The organism is Pseudoalteromonas sp. S1727, assembly GCF_005886375.1.
In the GTDB taxonomy this organism is placed as follows: Bacteria; Pseudomonadota; Gammaproteobacteria; order Enterobacterales; family Alteromonadaceae; genus Pseudoalteromonas; species Pseudoalteromonas haloplanktis.
The window spans coordinates 1-20800 of sequence record NZ_PNDT01000012.1 but is presented as its reverse complement, the minus strand read 5'-3'; the positions used below and the strand labels follow the sequence as shown (position 1 = coordinate 20800).

The following is a 20800-nucleotide window of genomic DNA, read 5'->3' as shown; positions in this document are numbered from 1 at the left end:
GGATAGTTAGAAACGATATGACTCAGTTAATCAATTTAGTACCCAGTGGTGTTGTCAGTGGTCAGCATTTACAAACCTTGTACCGAGTAGCACGTGAAAATCAGTTTGCTTACCCTGCGGTAAATGTTGTGAGTACAAATTCAATAAATGCGGCGTTAGAAGCGGCTCACAAATGCAAGTCCCCTATAATTATTCAATTATCTTACGGTGGGGCTGCTTTTTTTGTTGGCAAGGGTATCCCTTTACAAGGACACGAAGCGGCGATTGTGGGCGCTGTTGCCGCTGCCCATTACGTTCATACAGTGGCGCAAAGTTATGGTATACCAGTAATTCTCCATACCGACCATGCATCTAAAAAGTTATTGCCTTGGATCGATGGTTTACTGGATGCAGGTGAAACCTATTATAAATTGCATAACAAGCCGTTGTTTAGTTCTCATATGCTCGATTTATCTGAAGAAAGTGTAGAAGAAAATATTACAGTTTGTCAGCGTTATTTGGCGCGTATGCACTCTATGGATATGGCAATTGAAATAGAGCTTGGGTGTACTGGTGGTGAAGAAGATGGCATTGATAACTCTGATCTTGATAGTTCGCTACTTTATACTCAGCCAGAGGATGTTAGCTTTGCATTTGAGCAATTAAGGAAAATTAGTGATGCATTTACTATCGCCGCAGCATTTGGCAACGTACATGGTGTTTATAAACCAGGTAATGTACAACTCACTCCCAAAATACTAAAGAACTCTCAACAATATGTCGCAAACAAGTTTGATACCTGTTCTAAACCAATTGATTTTGTATTTCATGGTGGTTCTGGTTCGTTGCAAAATGAAATAAACGAAGCCATTAGTTACGGGGTGGTAAAAATGAATATTGATACCGATACTCAGTGGGCATGTTGGCAAGGTGTTCTTACATATTATCAAGATCATCAGGCGTTTTTGCACAGTCAAATTGGTAATCCACTTGGTGATGATATTCCTAATAAAAAATATTACGACCCACGTGTATGGTTACGGCATCTAGAAGAATCAATGACAGAGCGTTTAATCACTTCTTTTACGGCATTAAACTGTTTAGGTAGATTTTAAAGTTATGATCAGCATTGAAGAAAAACTCAAAGAACAACATACAAAAGAGGACTTATGTCTGCTTATTAATGTGATTTTAGATACCACTAAAGTTATTGATTATAAGGTTAATCAAGGTGCACTTAGTAATATTTTAGGCGCAACCAGCGAGGTTAATATTCAAGGTGAAACACAAAAAAAACTGGATGTTATCTGTAACCAGTTATTAAAAGACAGTCTTAAGTCATGTGGCTTGGTAAGAACGATTGCATCAGAAGAAGAGGATTTTGTAGTAGAAGGGCATTCAGGTGCACCTTATATAGTCGCTTTTGATCCACTTGATGGTTCATCAAATATAGATATAAATGGTCAAATTGGCACCATTTTTACTATTTACCAAGCACGCAACGATGTCGCAAGTAACAGTGAAGAGCAATTTTCACAAGCAGGGCATGCACAGGTATGTGCAGGATATGTTTTATACTCCGCTTCTACCATGTTGGCAATTACCACGGCGGGGCCGACGAGTTTTTATACATTAGATAAAAACTCACAAGCATACGTATTAACCACTGACAGCATTGAGCTCCCTACGCAAACGAATGAGTTCTCAGTCAATATGGCCAACAGTGCATGTTGGTCTCAAGGTTTCAATAATTATATTAATGACTTAGTGAGCTCAGATAATAGACGTGGGCGGCGGTTTAATATGCGTTGGAATGGTGCAATGGTCGCTGATATTCATCGTGTATTATCTCGTGGTGGAATTTTCTGTTACCCCACGCATTTCGATACGCCACAACCTTCAGCCAAGTTAAGGCTACTTTATGAAGCTAACCCAATGGCGTTCTTAATTGAAAATGCCGGTGGTAAAGCATATACAGAGTCAACTCGTATCTTGGATTTAAAACCGGATGATATTCATCAACGAGTCGCTGTAATAATGGGATCCGCGAGTGAAGTTGATTTTTGCTTAGGTTATCTGGACTAAAACAGCTGCATTAGTATCTTGTAGAAAATAAATACAATGTGGTATGGTGGCATTACCAATTTGAAATGCTAAATAAACGCACACACTAATAATAAAGGGCAAAATGATGAAAAAAACACTTTGTTTACTGTTAAGTTTGGGGATCTTTGGTTGTTCTCAGCAAGTAACAAACCCAACTGTTGAAGATAGCAGTAAAAGCCAGCTAGGTTCTACGGCTGAGTTTTCGAACGAAATGGCGCATGCAAATTTAGCGTTTATTAAAAACCAATATATCAGAATGATTGAGAATGTAGACAACAATCAGCATGTTAAATATGCCAAAGGATGCCAAGAGAAACAGACTGTTTGTTTCCCTCGCTCAGAAGAACATGGTGAAATATTTTTAGAAAAACCAACAAAATGGACGAATGGTTTTTACCCTGGAGTATTATGGAAGTTGTTAAGTGAGCGGGAGAAAATTGACGGTTTTTCAGCTTCTGAACAGCAACTAATTTTTGCAAAAGCTAAGTATTATCAAGATGCGCTAACTCCAGAAGCAAAAAGAGGATCAACCCATGATTTAGGGTTTATTCTTTATGACTCATTTGGCGAAGCGCTGCATTTTAATAGCTTAACGGCACAGGATAGATTGCGTTATACACAAACTCTTGAAGAAGGTCGAAGAACGTTAATAACACGTTTTGATCAAAATAAGGGGGTGATTAAATCATGGGATTTTGGACCAACCCTTCCTGCACATTATAAGAAAGATGGCGATATAAAAAGTCAAAGTATGTCATTAGCAGATCCGTGGACCTTCCCGGTTATTGTCGATAACATGATGAACTTAGAATTCTTAATGAGTAGTGACAATGAACAATATCGAGATATTGCGTTTAGTCATGCTAAACAGACTTATGAGCATCATTATTTCTATGACAAAGATGACAAAAATCAAGAGTTTCCAATTGCATATCATTTATTTGATTATGACTCTATGCGTCCAGGTAATTGGCAAGGTGTTGGTAATGTCTCTGCATGGGCGCGTGGGCAAGGTTGGTCATTGTATGGCTATGTGACTGTTGTTGAAGCGTTACAGCAGAAAAACTCTCAGCAACCATTACCTGACTTCGAAAATCATGTTGAGCGTCTTGTTAACTCAATAGATCATTTACTCGAAACTGATGTTGTTCCAGATTGGGATTTTTTTGCTGCATCAAATAATGCACAAGCTATCGCTGAAGATCAAAGTTTGGAAACAGTGCGTTATTCACGAATTTTAGATTTATGTGACTTTGAAATACCCAATAATATTCTTCCTTATAAGGGATATCGCCCGATTAAAATCGATAAGTCTATCCTGTCTGAGCAAACATTCGATGTTTTATCTACAATGACCTCAGCTTATGATGAACCATTTATTCAAGGTGAATCAGTGCTGCCATGTGGTAGTAAAGCATACCAACGTAATGCGACGCATATTCCAAAAGATACATCGGCTGCAGCACTTTATGCCGCGGCACTTTATCGCTTAGCTCAACTTAATATTAGTGAACAATTAAAAGATAAATCAATTATTTTGGCTGATAAAATTATGGCTGAATTAACTGCTAATTACCTGACAAAAAATGAAAAAGGCCGTGATTTTGAACTTGGATTTGTTTTGAATCAAGCAACAGGTAATTTACCTAATGCGAGTGAAATCAATACTTCAATTGTTTATGCTGATTTTTATTTCTTAGAAGCAAATATTCGCAAACTAGCCCTGCAAAATAGTTTATAGGCGCAATGGGTATAACTATGAAAGATCAATCTATTCTTCAGTTTTTCATGCTCTTAACTAGCTTGTGGGTATCAACCTTACTAGTAGGGTGTAATAGTAGTAACGAGTCAGCAAAGGCTCAAGCACCGGGTACAGCAAATATTTACAAAAAGCAAAAAATCAAAGCTTATGGGCGTTTTGTTCCTCAAAGAAACGACGACTTTGCATGGGAAAATGATAAAGTTGCTTTTCGCGTGTATGGGCCAGCTGCACCGATCAAAGGCCATGGTAGTGGTGTTGATGCTTGGTTTAAAAAGGTCAATTATTCGATTATAGATAAATGGTATGAGAATCACTTAAATGGTTTGTCATACCATGTTGACCGTGGCGAAGGTTATGACCCATATCATACAGGGACGAGTCGCGGAGTCGGCAGCACCGCAGTATGGATTCAAGGTCAAGCGTACTTTGCTCATAGCTTTAAGACTTACAATATTGAGGTTAATAACTCTAATAAAGTGGTTTTCACACTTGAATATGAATGGCAGACTCCATTAGGTTTAGTGCATGAGAGTAAAACTGTTTCACTGTTAATAGGCAGCCAGCTATTTTCTGTTAATTCAGTTTTTTCATTAGATGGGGTGCCTACGTCATTACCCATTGCGTTAGGTGTTACAACACATGATGAAAAAGCCACCGTATCATTCAATTATGAAACAGGGCGTATCGCCGCATGGGAAATGATTGACGGTATAGGGGTTGGCACTGGTGCATTGATTTCTCCAAGTAAAATTAAGGGGATCAAACATGTGCCCAGTACTGAGAAGGATAAAAGTCATATCTGGATATTCACTCATAGTGAAGAGGATGGCTCTTTACACTACTCTGCAGGGTTTGCATGGGCTGGTGCAAAAGAGATTACGAGCTTTGATCAGTGGAATAAATACTTAGATAACTATAAATAATCAGCAAGTTGTTTAGATATTTTTTGTAAGTTAAGTGTTGAGACCGTCAGTTAGGTGACGGTCTCATACTGTTATGGCGAAGAATATTGTTGGCCTAAGTGTGGATCACAGAGGCACTTGCAATGGGGACTGAGGGGAATACATGTGCTAGTTGTTGAGGTGTTAATTTCCAGTGTTCATTGAGGGTTTTAGCAATCCAGGAAAACGTATTTGAAGTAGGCATTAAATCCCGTTTTTCAAAAAGCTGCTCATCAGCAAGGCCGGGCCACTGGCCAGCAATTTGTCCACCTTTTACTTTTCCACCAGCGATAAACATAGCACTTGCGGTGCCGTGATCTGTACCTAGGGTACCATTTTCTTTAACCGTTCGACCAAACTCAGTAGCTACTATTATAACTGTGTTTTGCCATTGCGTTCCAAGGCCCTGTTTAAGTGCGTGCAAGCCATTATCAAGTTCTTCTAGTTGCCTTGCTAAGCGGTTGTTTTGATTGCTATGTGTGTCCCACCCGCCAAGCTCTAGCATGGCACAGTCAACATTACTTTTTGGGTCAATCATTAACTTGGCACATGCTTTACTTAAATCAACAAATTTACCGGTGCTTTTGTTTGACTCCTGTTGCGTGAGACCTTGTAATGCGAGACCTTGGTTTAAACGATCAAGTAACAATTTATCATCGGCATACATAGATGATAATGATTGATACACATCACTGTCAGCATCTTTCAATCTACTCGGATACCAGGTATTTGCTTGTGGTGTATTACGTAAGCTAATCGGGGTTGAGCGTGCAAGGGCAATGGCATTAACATTCCTTTGAGATATAGCTCTTGCTAGCCAGCCAGAGTCATGATCAATATTAGCTAAACCACTTTCCAAATAATCTTGACCATCAAAATGAGAGCGTTCTTTATACCCAGATGAAACGGCAATAACGGGTAAAAGCTGTTTATCTTTATACCACTGATGCAGGTTCGCTAGCGCTGGGTGAAAACCATAACCATTATCCAGTGGTAATAACTGTTCTTTGATACCGCTTGCGAGTTTTGGCCGTTGCTTTAATAGGTTTGCGTCAAATGCAGGAACTACAGTACCCAATGAGTCCATAGCTCCACGCAATACAACCCACACAAGTTTTGCTGGTTGCTCACTAGTTGGCTGATTCGATTCCAAGCTCATTGCTAATAAAGGGGTTTGAAACACCACTAAACTTGCGCCTAACGCTTTAATAAAGTCTCTACGTTCCATCATTATCTCCTTAAAAACTCTGGGCTCATTAAAAACAATGTCAGCGCTTGCTTGCGACTTTCTGCTCTAGATATGGTTTGATAGCTCAATTGACTAATAGACTCTGAAAAACTATTTTTTATAATGGCTTCAATCTGTACTTTTTTGGCTCTAGCTGCAATTGTGGATGCCCAGTTAACCCTTGAAATTAAAGCGCTAGCGCCATTCCAGTCATCTTCACTATCACTGTAACCTGCCGGAGAACCTGCTTTAAATGGTTGCTGACCAAGTGTTACCAGCGATGAATATAGTTGTCGATTATTGGTTTTTAATTCCAGCGCTCTAAGGGATGAAATTACAAATTCGCGAGGGGTTTTAAATTTTTGTTTCTCTGCGTGCCATGCTTCATCTGCGTTGATCATTGTGGTCATGACTGCTTTGATATCACCATTTGTAGCCAGCCAACTATCAGTCATTTTATTTACTAGGCTTGCTGGAGGGTTATCACTAATAAAGTGATGGGCTAGTTTATAGCTAATATGTTTGGCTGTTGCTGGGTGGACAGCTAAATCCCGAAGCATACTTTTGCCTTGCTCACTATCTTTTTGTGAATACGTTTTATTTAATAGAGTACGCACACCTGGTTCATGCCCTGAACGACGATATTTAAAGCCCTGCTCTTTATCTTTAAGTGGGTTAGCTACGCTCCAACCAGTAATTCCTTTCGCCAATTCAATTACATCTTTTTGGCTGTAACCACTGTCGACACCTAATGTATGGAGCTCTAAAATTTCACGGGCTAAGTTTTCGTTTAAACCTCGGCCATTCTTTTTAGCAACCTTTGAATTAGGCCCAAATGATTTTTCGTTATTCAAATAAATTAACATGGCAGGGTGTTGTATAACACTAATGAGCAAATCATCAAATCGGCCCAATAAATTAGGGGCAATGGCTTCACGCTCTAGCGTTGGCGCTAATGCGGTCATTACAGGCCCTGCACTACTGACACTAAAATGATTAGAGAAAAAGTCTAAAAGTCGCCAATTTAAACTATGCTCTGAGTTAATTGCATGTTCAAGCGTATCAATACTCAGTTGTAGGTAAATTTGTCGATGATAACTTACTTTAGGTGTTTTGGTTTGCGGTGTCTCAGAGGGGTTATTGCTTTTGATATTATTTTTATCAGATTTCTTTTGCTCACGGAGTTCAGCCAACTTATGCATGATCTCATCTGAGTGTGCTACATCTGAGTTAAAGTGAATAGCAGGTTTAAGTTGCAACTGACTAATAAGCCATTGCTTTGGATCTTTATTAGCGGCAGTGAGCTCAGAGGGGGTTGCTCCCAAACCAAAACGATTTATCGCAATAGTAGCTTGAACTGACATAATGACCTCAAACGGTTGTACTTAATTATTGAAAATAAACCTTTCAGTTTTTATCGCTATTTAATTTACATATCTTTACTCCGCTTTCTTCTATTCAGGCCAAGGCTATCTGCCAAAGTTCATATTTAAGATATAGAAGTTACAAAAGAGGCAATAATGCAAAGCAGCATTTGTTTTATTATTAGATCGATATGGGAAACAGTGTTTTTTATTATTGCTAATATACAACCAATAATAACTGACGTAAATTGTAATCAGTTCATAATAATTACAGTTTTATTGGATATAACATGATTATTTCAGCCTCTACAGATTATCGCAAAGCCGCTAAAGCAAAATTACCGCCATTTCTATTTCACTATATTGATGGTGGCTCTTACAAAGAACATACATTAAATCGAAATGTACAAGACCTGTCTGAAGTTGCTTTAAGGCAACGTATTTTAAAAGACATGTCTCAATTAGATTTGAGTACTGAGCTATTTGGCGAAAAGTTAAACCTACCTTTAATTTTAGCACCTGTAGGCTTAACTGGTATGTATGCAAGGCGAGGGGAAGTGCAAGCTGCTAAAGCGGCTGAAAATAAAGGGATACCTTTTACTATGTCTACAGTATCGGTGTGCCCAATTGAAGAGGTAACTCCCAATATTGATCGCGCTATGTGGTTCCAGTTATATGTATTGAGAGACAGGGGCTTCATGAAAAATGCGCTTGAAAGAGCCAAAGCCGCAGGCGTAAAAACGCTGGTGTTTACGGTTGATATGCCAGTTCCAGGGGCGCGATACCGAGATATGCATTCAGGAATGAGTGGGCCATTTGCTGCTTCAAGAAGAATTTTACAGGCAATGACGCATCCTCGTTGGGCTTTAGACGTCGGTTTGCTGGGTAAGCCTCATGATCTGGGTAATATCTCAGCATACCGTAATGAAAAAACCTCATTAGTTGATTATATCGGTTGGCTTGGAAGCAACTTCGATCCATCTATTAGTTGGAAGGACCTTGAGTGGATCAGAGATTTTTGGGATGGCCCAATGATCATTAAAGGCATTTTAGATGAAGAAGATGCTAAAGATGCCGTACGCTTCGGTGCTGATGGCATTGTTGTTTCAAATCATGGTGGTCGACAACTCGATGGCGTACTTTCTTCTGTAAAAGCATTACCTAAAATAGCAGATGCAGTAAAAGGAGACATTAAAATTCTGGTCGACTCAGGGATCCGAAATGGGCTCGATGTGGTCAGAATGTTGGCTTTAGGTGCCGACGCCGCGATGCTAGGGCGCTCTTATATATACGCTTTAGCGACAAACGGTCAAAAAGGTGTTGAGCACCTACTTGATTTGTATACTAATGAGATGAAAGTTGCCATGACGCTGACAGGTGCAAAATCAATTAAAGAATTAGGCTCGCACTCTTTGGTTTCATATTAAGTGGGCGTTTTTTATTCATAGGTTTATGAGTTGCCTCGCGTTGAAGCTTAATAAAGGTGGCTCAGTCTTAGCTTGGTCTGTCAGATTTGATTAACAGGATCAAATCTGACAGACTCAAATATGCCAATAGCAGCCAACTCGTTTCTGCCCCATAATAAGCTAACGTAAATACTCTAAAGGGCAGCTTTGAGTGCGCTACGGGCGCTCAGTTATGAGCAAACTATAGCCTTTCAGACCCGATCATTCTGTTTAAATAGCGAGTGGTTTTTATATTAAACCTCATAAGATTAATCATTGACATACTCATCTCGATTATTGATACTGAATTCATATTCACGAAGCAAGGCGTCTTCACATAAATGTGAATATTGGCAAATGCCAACCGATAGGCCCTTTACGGTAAAAAATATCAGAAAGTTACAAAATTATTAGTCATTTATCATGTGCGAATAGAGAATTGGGCCAACTCAAGCACTTGAGGAGTTACTAATATGCATGTCAATTTTAGCTCATCTTTAGAGTTTAAAAACATTACACTAGCTTGGGCTAAAAACAGCAAAGGGATCAAGGTTTGTAGACTTAGAGAGTCAATTGCTTATGTAGCTGGTTTTCCAGATTTAAAAAGTTATTTAACACACCTAGATCTTGATAAGGGTTTTCAGCCAACTAAAGAAAAATTCGAAGAAAAACTCTATTTTAACGAAAGTGACTTTGAAAATAGCCAAGTCTTTAGGCGTAGCGTTACTATCCAATTGTCAAAGGACATTAAGAATTTATCGGTAATTAAATCAATCCCGCCTCAAATAAAGCCTTTGAATCACCCATCGAATGAAGCCTTGGTTCTGATTTCTGAGGTTTTGGGCTGTAATTTAAAAGCTATCAAAAAGCTAGATATTGACGAGCATCTATTCGAAGACGAAGAACTTTCAGTCGTAGAGTCTTGTGAATGGTCAGCGCTTTATGGCTGCATATGTACCGATAAAGACGGGTATGCAGTGGAGGTGCTTAGGTTTGATAAAGTAGGGGGTAAATACAACATTGTCTTTAATTTAGATGTTACTACAAGTCGATATTTAGGTGATAATTTTGATTTAGATCCTGTTCTGCGGGACACTATCACCAATAGCCGTCTCCGATTAGATGATTATCAATTATTTAAATTTATCTCAAATTATGTAACCAATTTCTTGTCGTTAAATCCTGAGCCTTTTGTCGAAGACCCAACTATAGGTTACTTTTTTAAGAAATCGATAGAACAAGAATTTAACGAATTATTTTTTAATGAAATAGTTCCTAACATGCCTGCTAGCACATTAACAAAATTCCCGCTTGTTAATTGGGGGGAGGGGAGTGAATTATCACAAGAAGTTGTTAACATTTATCATTTGACTAACTTGCTGATTTACAATATTGCAGAATATCCTACAAGCAACATTAATCGTTTAATGTTATTTCTGGAATCAATTGATTATTTACCAATTGATCCCTGGGAAGGAATGCATATTATGTTCTCTGACGTGAAAGGCGAGTTAATAGAGCGATAACAGAAATTAAACCTGTATCTAATAACACTACCCATTGAACTAAAGACTTTGTTATAGGTTTAGTTAAAACTTCGTGGTTTGATATTGCCCAATAAGCAACCAATTTTTAGGTGGATTTCATCATCGGAGTTGTTATGCGGCACTTTCCAAAAAATGGCTCTAGTCAGTACTCTTGGTCTATTTCGGATGATTTTGACTAACTTATCTTTGATACCTGCCACGAAATTTCCTTATTTACGCATTTCTGCTAACAGCTATTAATTGGAACTTATAAGGTAACACAGCTTTCAAACTTAGTTAACTCTAGCGTCTGTTGATTGCTCATAGCAGACCTAATCAATAGTACAATTTGATCGAATCCATAATTTAAAAATGTCAGATTAGATATGAGCTACTATATCTTAAATTTTTATTTTATTATTGCCACCTACATTATCATAAAGCTGTTATAAAAACGGGTTGGACTCTAAATGAGACGGGTCTGAATTACTGCCCATGTTATTTCCTTCATTACTCATAATTCCATTTTAAAGCGGTCAATACTAGTAGCTAAGTTACTTAGTTTTTCTCCACGGTTTTGAAGATGTCACACCTCTTAAACCGGTGAGCACACTGCCACTATCTAGTAGTGAAGATGGCACTTTTTTGGGTTTTGATTTTTTGGGTTTTGATTTTTTTACTAAGCCGAGCTTTTCTTTTAACAAGCGTCTTGCATTAGATTCTGACAATGCAACAAGACTATCAATCAACTTACCATCAGTATCAAAAGCTCTTGCTTCATATACAGATAATTTTTTCTTAACTACTATTTTGATATCCATAATTACCTTTGACAATACTTATCCATCGTAGGGTATATATTTATCAATTTTTAAGTTTATCTAAAAGAGCATTAATTGCATTTTTGCGCCAACAGCTCAAATACTCACTTATAAAATGCTCAAGCTCATCGTCGGTATAAAGCCTATAGCACCGGTCTGATATCGCTAATTGGTTTTTTATTTCGTGCATATCAAAATCATAAAAGATTACTTCTGCCCATTCATAATCTCCAAGATCACATTCCAGCTCTTGCTGTACATCATCAGCAGAGCAATGCCCTCTATAATCCGCTACCGGCTCATCTTCAAAATATGTGCCGCACATAGTCTCTACTAAACTATATGCACTGCTGTCATCATTAAATGTGACTGTACCTTCAATAATTAGCTTAACTAAATCATGTAATGAATTGAACTTAACTTCCATATTGCTTACCTGTAAATGAGTCTTTTCATTTAATTAAAAAGGTAAGCTATTACGGCTTACCAATAAAAATAATACTGTTAACTAACTACGTTGCTCATCGCTCTTACCCGCAACACCTTTCATTAGCATGTCGAACACTAAGCTAGCTATGCCTTTAGATACTAAATCACTTGATAGAGCTTTCATGGCCATTACGTCTTTGACCAAGTTGATAGAAACTGGAGGGATGCGATTAGGTTCTTTATTACCATCTCTCGCACCATGTATCTGGAAGAACAATGCACCTTGCCCTTCTTTTAATTGTGTATCCTCACTTGGGAAATAAGCACTAAATCCATACCACACCGTGGCAATATTACTCTGGGCTTTATGGCCATGAAACATAGCCTTTCTATCCGTGTTATCAAGTACTTTTGGGTCGCCATTGTATTTTGTTTGGTTGGCATGTTTCCAGTGTAGTCTAGCTGAGTAGTCTCCATAGCGAACAATCGATTGCTCTGCGCTAAAGGAGTGCGGCCCTTGTAATTGTGCGAATAAGAAGTTTTTTGGTAATGCAGTGTTTAGCCCTGGTTGATGGGTGCTAATACTTAACGTCGTGTTTTCAGCATTCCAGCCCCCTTGCTCGAACGATTCATAGATAACCGTTTTCAAGGGTGGGGTGGTATTATTCTTATTTTCTGTTTGAGTACTACAACCAGTAAGCACTAATGCTAAAACTGGTAATAGATAATTTATATTTTTCATTAAATTTACTTCTTCATTTTAATCAAGTTATTAAAGGGTAAATTACCAACGGATCTGATACTTTTGCACAGCAAAAGAGGGCAACGTATTGTTAATTTCTACTAATGAGCTTCCAGAGAGAGCACTAGACGTCGTTTCGCCTTGCTGCCATTTACCCCAATTTAGTTTATTTTTTTTGCCATATTTTGAGTAAGTTTGTTCATAAGCTTGAATACCCTCTTCATTTAATGCGTTTGCAACAGAAGCGGTGGGGTGGGCGTCTTCTTTACGCCATCCACCTTGGCTCTGTGGTATGTTGGCTTTTGGGTGCTCAGCAAAAAATAATTGATCAAGGTTGCTTGTTTGATCTATCTGGGCAACACGGTACTGGAATTTTGTACCCTCATTTTTATCTACCCGTAATGACAGTGAAATGGGCTCTGGCTTTTGATATTCCATATTGTCTTTATTAAAATTAAACAACAGGACATCAATATTTTGGTTACCTTGCTTCTGAGAGAAAATACCATCGATGCGATTTCCTTTTACAGCTGGATTTCCGTTAACAGTATTGTTGTAAAACGTATCACCGACCATATCATTCAGTGCTAATTGGGTCATTGCCTCAGGGCTGTACGATCCATTTTTAGCATTACCCCATTGAAAAACCTCTTTTATGTCTTTCTCTAGCATCATCTTTGATAGCATGGCAAAAAATGCAGAGTTATGTGAGGTTGCGACACTCACAAAGCCTGCACGTTTCATTTTTACTATGAATTTATATTCATGAATTTCGAAACTGGCATTTGGATCATAGTCAGGGTTTTCAAGGATCGGTGCTATCTGTTCCTGATATACTTGTTCCATATCCATTTCGTGAGGGTGGGTGATGTGCGGATAATATGAAATAGCTAAGAAATCATAAGGTACGTTATTCTGTTTTGCCCAAGTAACAAAGTATGGTGCATAGGCTTCTTCGGTATTACCAGTATAATCTACATACGTACTTTTATGACTTGCTTCTCTAAAGTGAGTACCTACTATCGCATCGGGTAGCACTGATTTAACAGCAGTAACAGTGTTTAAGTAATGATCAAAAAATTCTTGACGAGTAGCAGCCCAGTGTTGTGGTCGAGTGTCTATTTCTGAGCCAACTCTAAAGCGCCATTTCAAAACAACATCTTCGCCATAGGTTTTAACAAGGTGTGTTATGAAGGCTTCGATATAATTATGCCAAGCCTGAGGATCATTGGGTGGCAAACCATTCCCGTATACGCCAACTCGGTCTTTTTCTAAATAATTTTTACCGTTTGGTTTATCTACAAATGTATAGCCTTGCTGAAATGCCCAAGGTGGGTTATCCAATACTATTTGAAAAACGTCCCAGTCATCATTGAGCCAGCTATCAATTCGTTTAGTCGCTTGATCGAAGTTGTACGTGTATTTTTCTCCATCCCACAAGTACGTATCGCCCGTTAAATCTTGATTGTACCATCCACCTAACATGCGTACTGTATTGACTTTAGCTTTGCGGCCAAATGTTGCAGGTTTGGATTTAGGGTTTCCACGCTCTGTTCTTACTGCAACGTCAAAGAAATCGTAAATGATACCCGCTTGTTCACTATCATTGGTAAAGTCAGCATATAACGTTGTTGACGGTTGGGTTTTTACATCAACCGTCGTCTCATTTTTTTCAGGTGATAACGCTGATTGGCAGCCAGCAGTACATAGGAGTGCGGGCAGTAACATTTTTATCAGTAGCTTCATGATTTTTCCTTACCTCATCTTAATGATTATTCACATGTCGTTTTTCATAAAACGAAGGTGCATTAAGAGGAAACTTGTTATGCAATAGTGCTTTTAAATGTTGTTCGAGTTCATGGTATTGTGGTCTACCTGACATATTTGCTGTGGCTACATCGCTGGTGGTGTGATCGTATAGTTCAGTAGCTTTAATTTCTTGGGTTGCGGCATTGCGCCATTCTGTGTAACGCCATTGACCGTTTGTGACAGTAACACCCATAATTTTCCCGCGATTAAATAAACTGTATGCTGCTTCTTTAAATTGCATATCAGGGTTATCAAGCAAAGGTAATAAGCTTTGGCCATCTACTTTCGGCATTTCTAAGCCTGCCGCTTGAGCAACTGATGGGAAAATATCAACATTTTCAACAAGTGCGTTTGACGTTACACCCGCTTTACGGTTTTCATGTGATAACTCACGACTGATAATAAGGGGAACTTTTGTGTCTAGTTCCATATTGGTGTGCTTATTCCACGCGCCATATTCCCCTAATTTGTAACCATGATCGCTCATCAGAATAACTAAGGTGTTGTCTCGTAAATCCATTTCATCTAAAGCTTGCATTACGCGGCCTACTTGAGCGTCCATGTAACTCACTGAGGCATAATATGCATGTATTAGGGTTTTAGTGAGCTCGTCGCTGGTATCACCTTCTTTAGGTATACCGCCGTACATGCGCAGCTCGCCCCATTTAGTAAGCGCTAAACGATACATGTCGTCTGGTTTTTTTCGACTAGGCACGGTAAATTGTTCTCTATCGTACAGCTCCCAGTATTTCTTAGGGGCGTTAAAGGGGAGGTGTGGTTTACTTAAGCCGACAAACATTAAAAATTTATCGTCTTTGAGCTGTTGTAATGTTTTGATTGCATCAGTTGCGACTTTACCATCTTTGTAAAAGTCATCTTCTACATCACCTGCTTCATAGGCAAACTTAGTTTTTGCATTGTCAGGATCAGCATAAAAGTTATCGAGTTTTTTTATGTGTGTAGACCAATTGTCTTGATCATCCGTTACGCTGTGATAAACCTTACCAATGCTAACAGTTTTGTATCCATTGTTTTTAAATAGCTCTGGCATTGACACTACGTTTGGTTGGTTAGGACGTAGACGGCCATTTTTATCTATTGTATATAAGCCCGTTGTTTCAGGCCGTAAACCAGTCATGATACTCACACGAGAAGGCCCACAAATTGCCTGCTGTGCGTAAGCGTGAGTAAATTTCACGCCTTCGTTGGCCAGTTTATCAATGTTTGGGCTTAGTACATGGTTGTGCCCATAGGTGCCAAGATCTGAACGTAGATCATCTACCAAGAAAATGAGTACATTTAACGGCTCTTTATTCTTGGTCTGAGAGACTGTTTGCTCTGCTTTTTGTGCACTACAAGCACTGAGTAAAAAAGCGAGCAATATTGTTAATGTTTTATAGTTTGCCATTTATTTGATACTCACCTGGTGTTAATTTTTCATGATTACTGATTTGGATACCGTTTTGTGAAACGGTCACTGCTTGTAAATGTGTTAAGTCTAAAATAGCCGCTGAGTTTTTAGGTACGACAAGGTTGATAGATACTTCATCAGCTTTTACAAACCAATTAATTTCAATTTCACCATTCATTGTATGAACCGTGCCATTTGCTTGATCCAAATAGTGCGAAAATTGCGGTGATACTTTGAACTCTTTAAAACCAGGAAGCGTTTGTTGTATGCCTAAGATGCCTTCATAAAACCAGCGAGAAACAGTTCCGTAAGCGTAGTGGTTTAGCGAATTCATACCTTGAGGATTAAAACCATCTTCCAATGAATATGAATTCCAACGTTCCCATGTTGTTGTTGCACCGTTGTTTATTGAATAAAACCATGATGGGTAAGTTTCTTTAAATAACAGCTGATAGATTAGATCACTTCTTCCTGCATCTTGTAGCACTGAGGTAAGTAAAGGTGTACCTAAGAAACCTGTGCGAAGGTGGTTATCAGCTTGGCCAATAAGCGCTATTAACAGCTCTTGCGCTTTTAACTTTTCTTGAGCATTAAATAGGTTGAACTCTAATGCCAGTAGATAAGCGGTTTGAGTAGCTTCACCTTTTTTAGGTGTAAGTTGCTCATCAAAAAAGTGTGTTCTGAAAGCGTTTTTTATACGTGCATGTAATGCTGATAAAGCGTCGATATCAGCTTGTTTTTGTAGAACTGTTGCGGCCTTGAGTGTTAGCTCAACTGAGCGCGCATAAAAAGCAGTACCGATCAGGTTAAAATCTGTATCACCACGGTTTGCTCCTTTACCTTCGGCTTTAGGGTATGGCTGTAGCCAGTCACCAAAGGTTTTCATTTTTGAAATACTGTTTGTACTTTGGCTTGTATGGTAATCCACCCATTTTTTCATCATGTCGTAGTTTTCGGCTAGGATGGTTTCATCGCCGGTCATTGTGTACAGTTCCCACGGAATTATCGTTGCTGCATCTCCCCAGCCAGACGATGCCCAATCGATCCAGGTAATAAAAGGAACATATAAAGGGATCATTCCATCATTGGCTTGCTCTTCTCTCATACTTTCAAGCCATGCTGACCAGAAGCCATAAACGTCCGCTATATACATTGATGGTGTAACAAATGCGTTTGCATCACCGGTCCATCCTAAACGCTCATCTCGTTGTGGGCAGTCCAGTGGAATGTCATAAAAATTACCGCGTAGACCCCAATTTATATTACTAAAGAGCTTATTTAATTTAGGGTGCGAGCTATTAAAGTTATTGTAGAGTTTGATATCTGAGTGTTGAACGAGCGACGTGACCCAATCTTTTGATGGGGCTTTAGACGCATCAAAGCCTGATAATTTGATATAGCGATAACCATGAAAAGTAAAAGTTGGTTGGTATTGGATAAATTCAGTTTTAGCTGGGGAGTAGAAGTTGGTAGATAAAGCACTGCGATAATTGTCTGTATAAAACTCACCTTTATGTAATGCTTCTGCAAATTCAACTTTAACTTGCTGGTTAGCAACGACAGGAATATTTAAACGAGGCACGCCGACCATATTTTGGCCAAAATCAAAGATAACACTATTTTCATTGTGCTCTAAAAGAGCAATCGGGCTCAGTTCATCAACGATACGAATAGGTTCGTGGCGTTTAGGTCTTAGCTTAATCGCATTATCGATATCCTGTGCGTAAGCATTTTGCCAACTACTGCTGTCAAACTTTGTTCGGTTCCAGTTTGGCATTTCAAACGCTTGGTCGTAACGTTCGCCATCATAATTACTTGCAAATCGAATCGGGCCTTGCTGTGTCGCTTTCCATGTTTCATCGGTAGTTATTGTTTGTTTAGTACCATCAATGAGTGTAATTTCTAGTTGTGCTAATAGCCGAGGAGGAAGAGTATGTTCAGGCTCTTTCAAGTCAGCCACTCGTGCTGAGTACCAACCACCAGCAAGCGATGCTGCTATGGTATTTTCCCCTAAATTTAGCTTATCAGTTAAGTCATATGTTAAGGTTTCTATACGCTGACTATAAGGCGTCCAACCTGGGGTCATAACATCTTTTGCAGATACTTCATCACCATTTATATATGGCTTAAATACTCCTTTGGCTGTGATATAAAGACGCGCATCTGCGACTTTGTTAGAAAGGGTGAATGATTTTCTAAAGTATTGTGGTGTTGCGATTAAGTCTTTGCTTGGTTGATTTGCAAGAGCTGTATCAGGGTGTCCAATCCATTTGGCCTGCCAATCTTCATTTTTAAGCAAACCAAGTTCGAGGGTTTGCACATCACTCCAACGAGAAGCTTTATCACTTTCATCCCATAAACGAACACGCCAATATACTTGTTGTCTAGAGCTTAGCGGCTGTCCTTGATAATGTATCCAGCTTGTATTTGTTGAATTTATTTTGCTGCTGTCCCATAAATCAGGTTGCGTTGAAATTAGTTCTGGAGTAGAGCTGACCTGTATTTGATATGCAGATTGGGCACTAGATTGACTGTTTTGAGGCATTTGCCAAGAGAACCGAGGTGTACTTTCATAATATCCAACGGGGGCTTTAAACCCTTCACCTACTTTTAATTCAATAGGGGCTGCTATCAAGCTTATAGTTTGTTGTGGTGAATTTAAGGCCTCTTTTTCGTTACTACAAGAAGCACTTAGGCACACTACGAGAGCTAATGATAATGGTTTTACTACGCTCTTAAATAGGCTGTTCAATCTTGGCTTATTCATTTTTTTGTTGTTTATGTTAATCAATAATTGTTTTACAGTAACATTAAAATTGTCATTTTCAAGCTAAATGAGTCATAGTGCGTGATTATATTGATTGAATATGATTTTTAATGTATTTTGCTTTAGCAGAATTTTTATAGGTGGATAACATGCTAATTTATTGTAAGTATATGTTTTTTATATTTTTGAGTTCTATTTCATTTGCTTCCCTTAGCGTAGCAGCCGAAGAAAAAGAAACTGAATCTGGGCAGCCAAATATCTTATTTATTCTAGCCGATGATCATCGTTGGGATTTACTAGGTAAAACACATCCAATAATAAAAACCCCCAACCTTGATAAGCTGGCTGATCAAGGTGTTCGTTTTTCTAATTCATTCGTTACCACGCCAATTTGTGCTTCTAGCCGTATTAGTATATTAACGGGATTAACGGAACGTACGCATGACTATACCTTTAGTCGCCCACCGACAGGCAAGATAGAGTCCGAAAACATTTACCCTAAGCAATTAAAGAATCAAGGTTATACATCAGGGTTTGTAGGTAAATACGAAATTAAGTTAACAGGTGAAGATTTTGACCGATTTGATTACTTTGAGCCATTGCTGCATTCAAAAACAAATACTTATAAAGGGAATGATATCCCACAGACTAACTACATAACGCAAAGAGCAAAAGATTTCTTAGAAAGGGCTCAAGATTCATCAAAACCATGGGTATTAAATGTTAACTTTTGGAACCCTCATGCACTTGATAGTGATAAAAAGGATCAATACCACTACCCAGCAAAGTTTGAACATTTGTACACTGATATAAGTATTCCTCCTGCTAAACTATCGGATGATGCAACATTTGCAGCACTGCCAGAGTTTTTAAAAACCTCTATGGGTCGTGTTCGTTGGGAGTATAGATATTCGAATGAGGCACTGTATCAAAAAATGATCAAACGCCATTATCGTGCGATAAGTGCGGTTGATGAAGGGGTAGGTCAGATTATTCAGCAGCTTGAAAAGCTAAATATGCTCAAAAACACAGTCATTATTTACACTGGCGATAATGGTTACAGTTTAAATGAACGCCAGTTAGCAGGTAAGTGGTTTGGTTGGGAAGAAGATCTCAGAGTTCCTTTAATTATTTATGATCCGCGTAATACGAGTCAGCAAGGTCAGGTTATTGATAAAACAGTACTTAATATCGATATTGCTCCTACTATTTTAGATTATGCTCGTGTTGCTATCCCTGAATCGTACCAAGGTCAGAGTTTAGTTGATTTGATGGAAGGTAAAACCCCTGCGAATTGGCGAGATGAATTCTTTTTTGAACATATGTATCAGCCTAAAAGAGCATCAATTCCACCAATTGTTGGGGTTCGTAACAATACTTGGAAATTTGTTGATTTTTATAAAAATGATTATATTCAGCTATATAATTTAAAAGACGATCCACAAGAAAAAGTAAATCTTGCGCAATTGCCTGAATATAAATCAAAGGTGGAAGAATTACGTAAGCGCACTGCTTATTATATTGATAAGTATGAAAGTCAGCGAACGGAAGAAGTTAAAAGTAGAACATCTTTTTTAAACTCAGAAGATTAATTCGTAATTTCCATTTAAATACCTCAACTTAATAAAGGTCGTCTTATTATTTATAGGGCGACTTTTTATTTAACTTTTGGGTTGTATGATTTTTTATTGATCATCAAAGTGTATTTTTTAAATAATTGGATTTTTATTTTTGTCTTGGTGAAATAAAATGTAAAATTATGCAGCTAACAATTAAGCTTTATCATTTTTTAACTTCCCGATCCTGCATCATGTAAATTACAGGTTAACATTTTAAGTGTATATTTTTGTTTGTTTAACACAAATCTATTTTAGAGTTAATTTGTGGTTTGATATAAGTTATTACACTATTCTTATAGTTGAATCAAATCAAAATTTAAAGTTATCATTGCACTCTATGATTAACTAATGAAGATGTATAAAAATAATTTCATTGTGTGAATAAACGCATGCTTTACATATTGCAAGAGCAAAATAGAAAACTTGTAATTTCTCAACTATATTGAAAAGTGGAATTAATGCTAAATATAATATTTTAGCGGTATTTGGTTAAGCGCTTATCGATGAGACTTTTGTTTTTACTGATTGTGTTCAATATTTCATGCATTTTGTTAGTTTAAATTCATAATGCAATGCTGATGCTACAATGAGTCCTTCAAACTTACCTCTTAAAACGTCAGTCATGGTTCACTCTCCCCTCCTGGAGGAATCTTCAAATTACATACAACCTTATGCCGTCACTATTGACAGTTTTCTAAACCACTCTAGGTTTGTGGGAGTGTAGTTTGTAACGACCAATTCTTCGAAAAATAATTTGCACCAACATTAATTGGGGGCGATTTACTCAAAAATGCCCCATCGTGCAGTTTTTAAAAATGGTTTTTTTACATTGCCCCCACGTGCAGTTTGCA

At 38.2% G+C, this 20800-nt stretch carries 15 protein-coding genes; 7 read left to right on the top strand and 8 right to left on the bottom strand.

Going from position 1 to position 20800, the window contains the following annotated elements; translation table 11 throughout:
* The first annotated feature begins 17 nt into the window (after positions 1-17).
* The 4 genes from fbaA to CWB85_RS04915 all read left to right on the top strand — a co-directional run bounded on the left by fbaA (position 18) and on the right by CWB85_RS04915 (position 4770).
* Positions 18-1094 carry a class II fructose-bisphosphate aldolase gene (gene fbaA, locus CWB85_RS04930; RefSeq protein WP_138554284.1) on the top strand — a complete coding sequence of 359 codons (1077 nt, stop codon included), beginning with the start codon at positions 18-20 and terminating at the stop codon, positions 1092-1094.
* A 4-nt stretch (positions 1095-1098) separates the two neighbouring features.
* Entirely contained in the window at positions 1099-2064 is a 966-nt protein-coding gene (locus tag CWB85_RS04925) for a class 1 fructose-bisphosphatase (RefSeq protein WP_138554283.1), read from the top strand.
* Between the two features lie 103 nt (positions 2065-2167).
* Entirely contained in the window at positions 2168-3826 is a 1659-nt protein-coding gene (locus CWB85_RS04920) for a glycoside hydrolase family 88 protein (RefSeq protein WP_138554282.1), read from the top strand.
* Between the two features lie 17 nt (positions 3827-3843).
* Positions 3844-4770: a DUF4861 family protein gene (locus CWB85_RS04915; RefSeq protein WP_138554281.1), complete on the top strand. Its 927-nt coding sequence runs from the start codon at positions 3844-3846 to the stop codon at positions 4768-4770.
* A 94-nt stretch (positions 4771-4864) separates the two neighbouring features.
* On the opposite strand, the gene CWB85_RS04910 is transcribed toward CWB85_RS04915, so the two are convergent.
* The gene (locus tag CWB85_RS04910; protein WP_249314788.1) at positions 4865-6019 is read right to left on the bottom strand and encodes a DUF1501 domain-containing protein; all 1155 of its coding nucleotides are present in this window, start codon (positions 6017-6019) and stop codon (positions 4865-4867) included.
* The gene (locus CWB85_RS04905; protein ID WP_138554280.1) at positions 6019-7380 is read right to left on the bottom strand and encodes a DUF1800 domain-containing protein; all 1362 of its coding nucleotides are present in this window, start codon (positions 7378-7380) and stop codon (positions 6019-6021) included. Before CWB85_RS04905 ends, CWB85_RS04910 begins: the two co-directional genes overlap by 1 nt.
* Positions 7381-7670: 290 nt before the next feature.
* On the opposite strand from CWB85_RS04905, the gene lldD reads away from it, so the two are divergent.
* Together lldD and CWB85_RS04895 are read left to right on the top strand one after the other, a co-directional pair.
* Positions 7671-8807, top strand: coding sequence for an FMN-dependent L-lactate dehydrogenase LldD (gene lldD / locus CWB85_RS04900; protein ID WP_138554279.1), 1137 nt, complete (start codon positions 7671-7673; stop codon positions 8805-8807).
* A 491-nt stretch (positions 8808-9298) separates the two neighbouring features.
* The gene (locus CWB85_RS04895) at positions 9299-10351 is read left to right on the top strand and encodes a hypothetical protein (RefSeq protein ID WP_138554278.1); all 1053 of its coding nucleotides are present in this window, start codon (positions 9299-9301) and stop codon (positions 10349-10351) included.
* 554 nt (positions 10352-10905) lie between these two features.
* On the opposite strand, the gene CWB85_RS04885 is transcribed toward CWB85_RS04895, so the two are convergent.
* The 6 genes from CWB85_RS04885 to CWB85_RS04860 form a co-directional block, all read right to left on the bottom strand.
* Positions 10906-11172, bottom strand: a complete 267-nt coding sequence (locus CWB85_RS04885) for a hypothetical protein (protein ID WP_138554277.1) — start codon at positions 11170-11172, stop codon at positions 10906-10908.
* A 43-nt stretch (positions 11173-11215) separates the two neighbouring features.
* Positions 11216-11599: a hypothetical protein gene (locus CWB85_RS04880; protein WP_138554276.1), complete on the bottom strand. Its 384-nt coding sequence runs from the start codon at positions 11597-11599 to the stop codon at positions 11216-11218.
* Positions 11600-11680: 81 nt separating this feature from the next.
* Positions 11681-12343 carry a heparin lyase I family protein gene (locus tag CWB85_RS04875; RefSeq protein ID WP_138554275.1) on the bottom strand — a complete coding sequence of 221 codons (663 nt, stop codon included), beginning with the start codon at positions 12341-12343 and terminating at the stop codon, positions 11681-11683.
* Positions 12344-12385: 42 nt separating this feature from the next.
* Positions 12386-14089, bottom strand: coding sequence for a GH39 family glycosyl hydrolase (locus CWB85_RS04870; RefSeq protein WP_138554274.1), 1704 nt, complete (start codon positions 14087-14089; stop codon positions 12386-12388).
* Positions 14090-14108: 19 nt separating this feature from the next.
* Positions 14109-15560 carry a sulfatase gene (locus CWB85_RS04865; RefSeq protein ID WP_138554273.1) on the bottom strand — a complete coding sequence of 484 codons (1452 nt, stop codon included), beginning with the start codon at positions 15558-15560 and terminating at the stop codon, positions 14109-14111.
* Complete coding sequence (locus CWB85_RS04860; protein WP_138554272.1) at positions 15547-18330, bottom strand: family 78 glycoside hydrolase catalytic domain; 2784 nt, start codon at positions 18328-18330, stop codon at positions 15547-15549. Before CWB85_RS04860 ends, CWB85_RS04865 begins: the two co-directional genes overlap by 14 nt.
* A 149-nt stretch (positions 18331-18479) precedes the next feature.
* Here CWB85_RS04860 and CWB85_RS04855 point away from each other — a divergent pair, with 149 nt between their 5' ends.
* Positions 18480-19922 carry a sulfatase family protein gene (locus CWB85_RS04855; protein ID WP_138554271.1) on the top strand — a complete coding sequence of 481 codons (1443 nt, stop codon included), beginning with the start codon at positions 18480-18482 and terminating at the stop codon, positions 19920-19922.
* The last annotated feature ends 878 nt before the right edge of the window (positions 19923-20800 follow it).

Bases quoted from the DNA above. Each gene is read 5' to 3' on its own strand.
- fbaA (WP_138554284.1), top strand. From the start codon at position 18: ATGACTCAGTTAATCAATTTAGTACCCAGTGGTGTTGTCAGTGGTCAG.
- CWB85_RS04925 (WP_138554283.1), top strand. From the start codon at position 1,099: ATGATCAGCATTGAAGAAAAACTCAAAGAACAACATACAAAAGAGGAC.
- CWB85_RS04920 (WP_138554282.1), top strand. From the start codon at position 2,168: ATGATGAAAAAAACACTTTGTTTACTGTTAAGTTTGGGGATCTTTGGT.
- CWB85_RS04915 (WP_138554281.1), top strand. From the start codon at position 3,844: ATGAAAGATCAATCTATTCTTCAGTTTTTCATGCTCTTAACTAGCTTG.
- CWB85_RS04910 (WP_249314788.1), bottom strand. From the start codon at position 6,019: ATGATGGAACGTAGAGACTTTATTAAAGCGTTAGGCGCAAGTTTAGTG.
- CWB85_RS04905 (WP_138554280.1), bottom strand. From the start codon at position 7,380: ATGTCAGTTCAAGCTACTATTGCGATAAATCGTTTTGGTTTGGGAGCA.
- lldD (WP_138554279.1), top strand. From the start codon at position 7,671: ATGATTATTTCAGCCTCTACAGATTATCGCAAAGCCGCTAAAGCAAAA.
- CWB85_RS04895 (WP_138554278.1), top strand. From the start codon at position 9,299: ATGCATGTCAATTTTAGCTCATCTTTAGAGTTTAAAAACATTACACTA.
- CWB85_RS04885 (WP_138554277.1), bottom strand. From the start codon at position 11,172: ATGGATATCAAAATAGTAGTTAAGAAAAAATTATCTGTATATGAAGCA.
- CWB85_RS04880 (WP_138554276.1), bottom strand. From the start codon at position 11,599: ATGGAAGTTAAGTTCAATTCATTACATGATTTAGTTAAGCTAATTATT.
- CWB85_RS04875 (WP_138554275.1), bottom strand. From the start codon at position 12,343: ATGAAAAATATAAATTATCTATTACCAGTTTTAGCATTAGTGCTTACT.
- CWB85_RS04870 (WP_138554274.1), bottom strand. From the start codon at position 14,089: ATGAAGCTACTGATAAAAATGTTACTGCCCGCACTCCTATGTACTGCT.
- CWB85_RS04865 (WP_138554273.1), bottom strand. From the start codon at position 15,560: ATGGCAAACTATAAAACATTAACAATATTGCTCGCTTTTTTACTCAGT.
- CWB85_RS04860 (WP_138554272.1), bottom strand. From the start codon at position 18,330: ATGAATAAGCCAAGATTGAACAGCCTATTTAAGAGCGTAGTAAAACCA.
- CWB85_RS04855 (WP_138554271.1), top strand. From the start codon at position 18,480: ATGCTAATTTATTGTAAGTATATGTTTTTTATATTTTTGAGTTCTATT.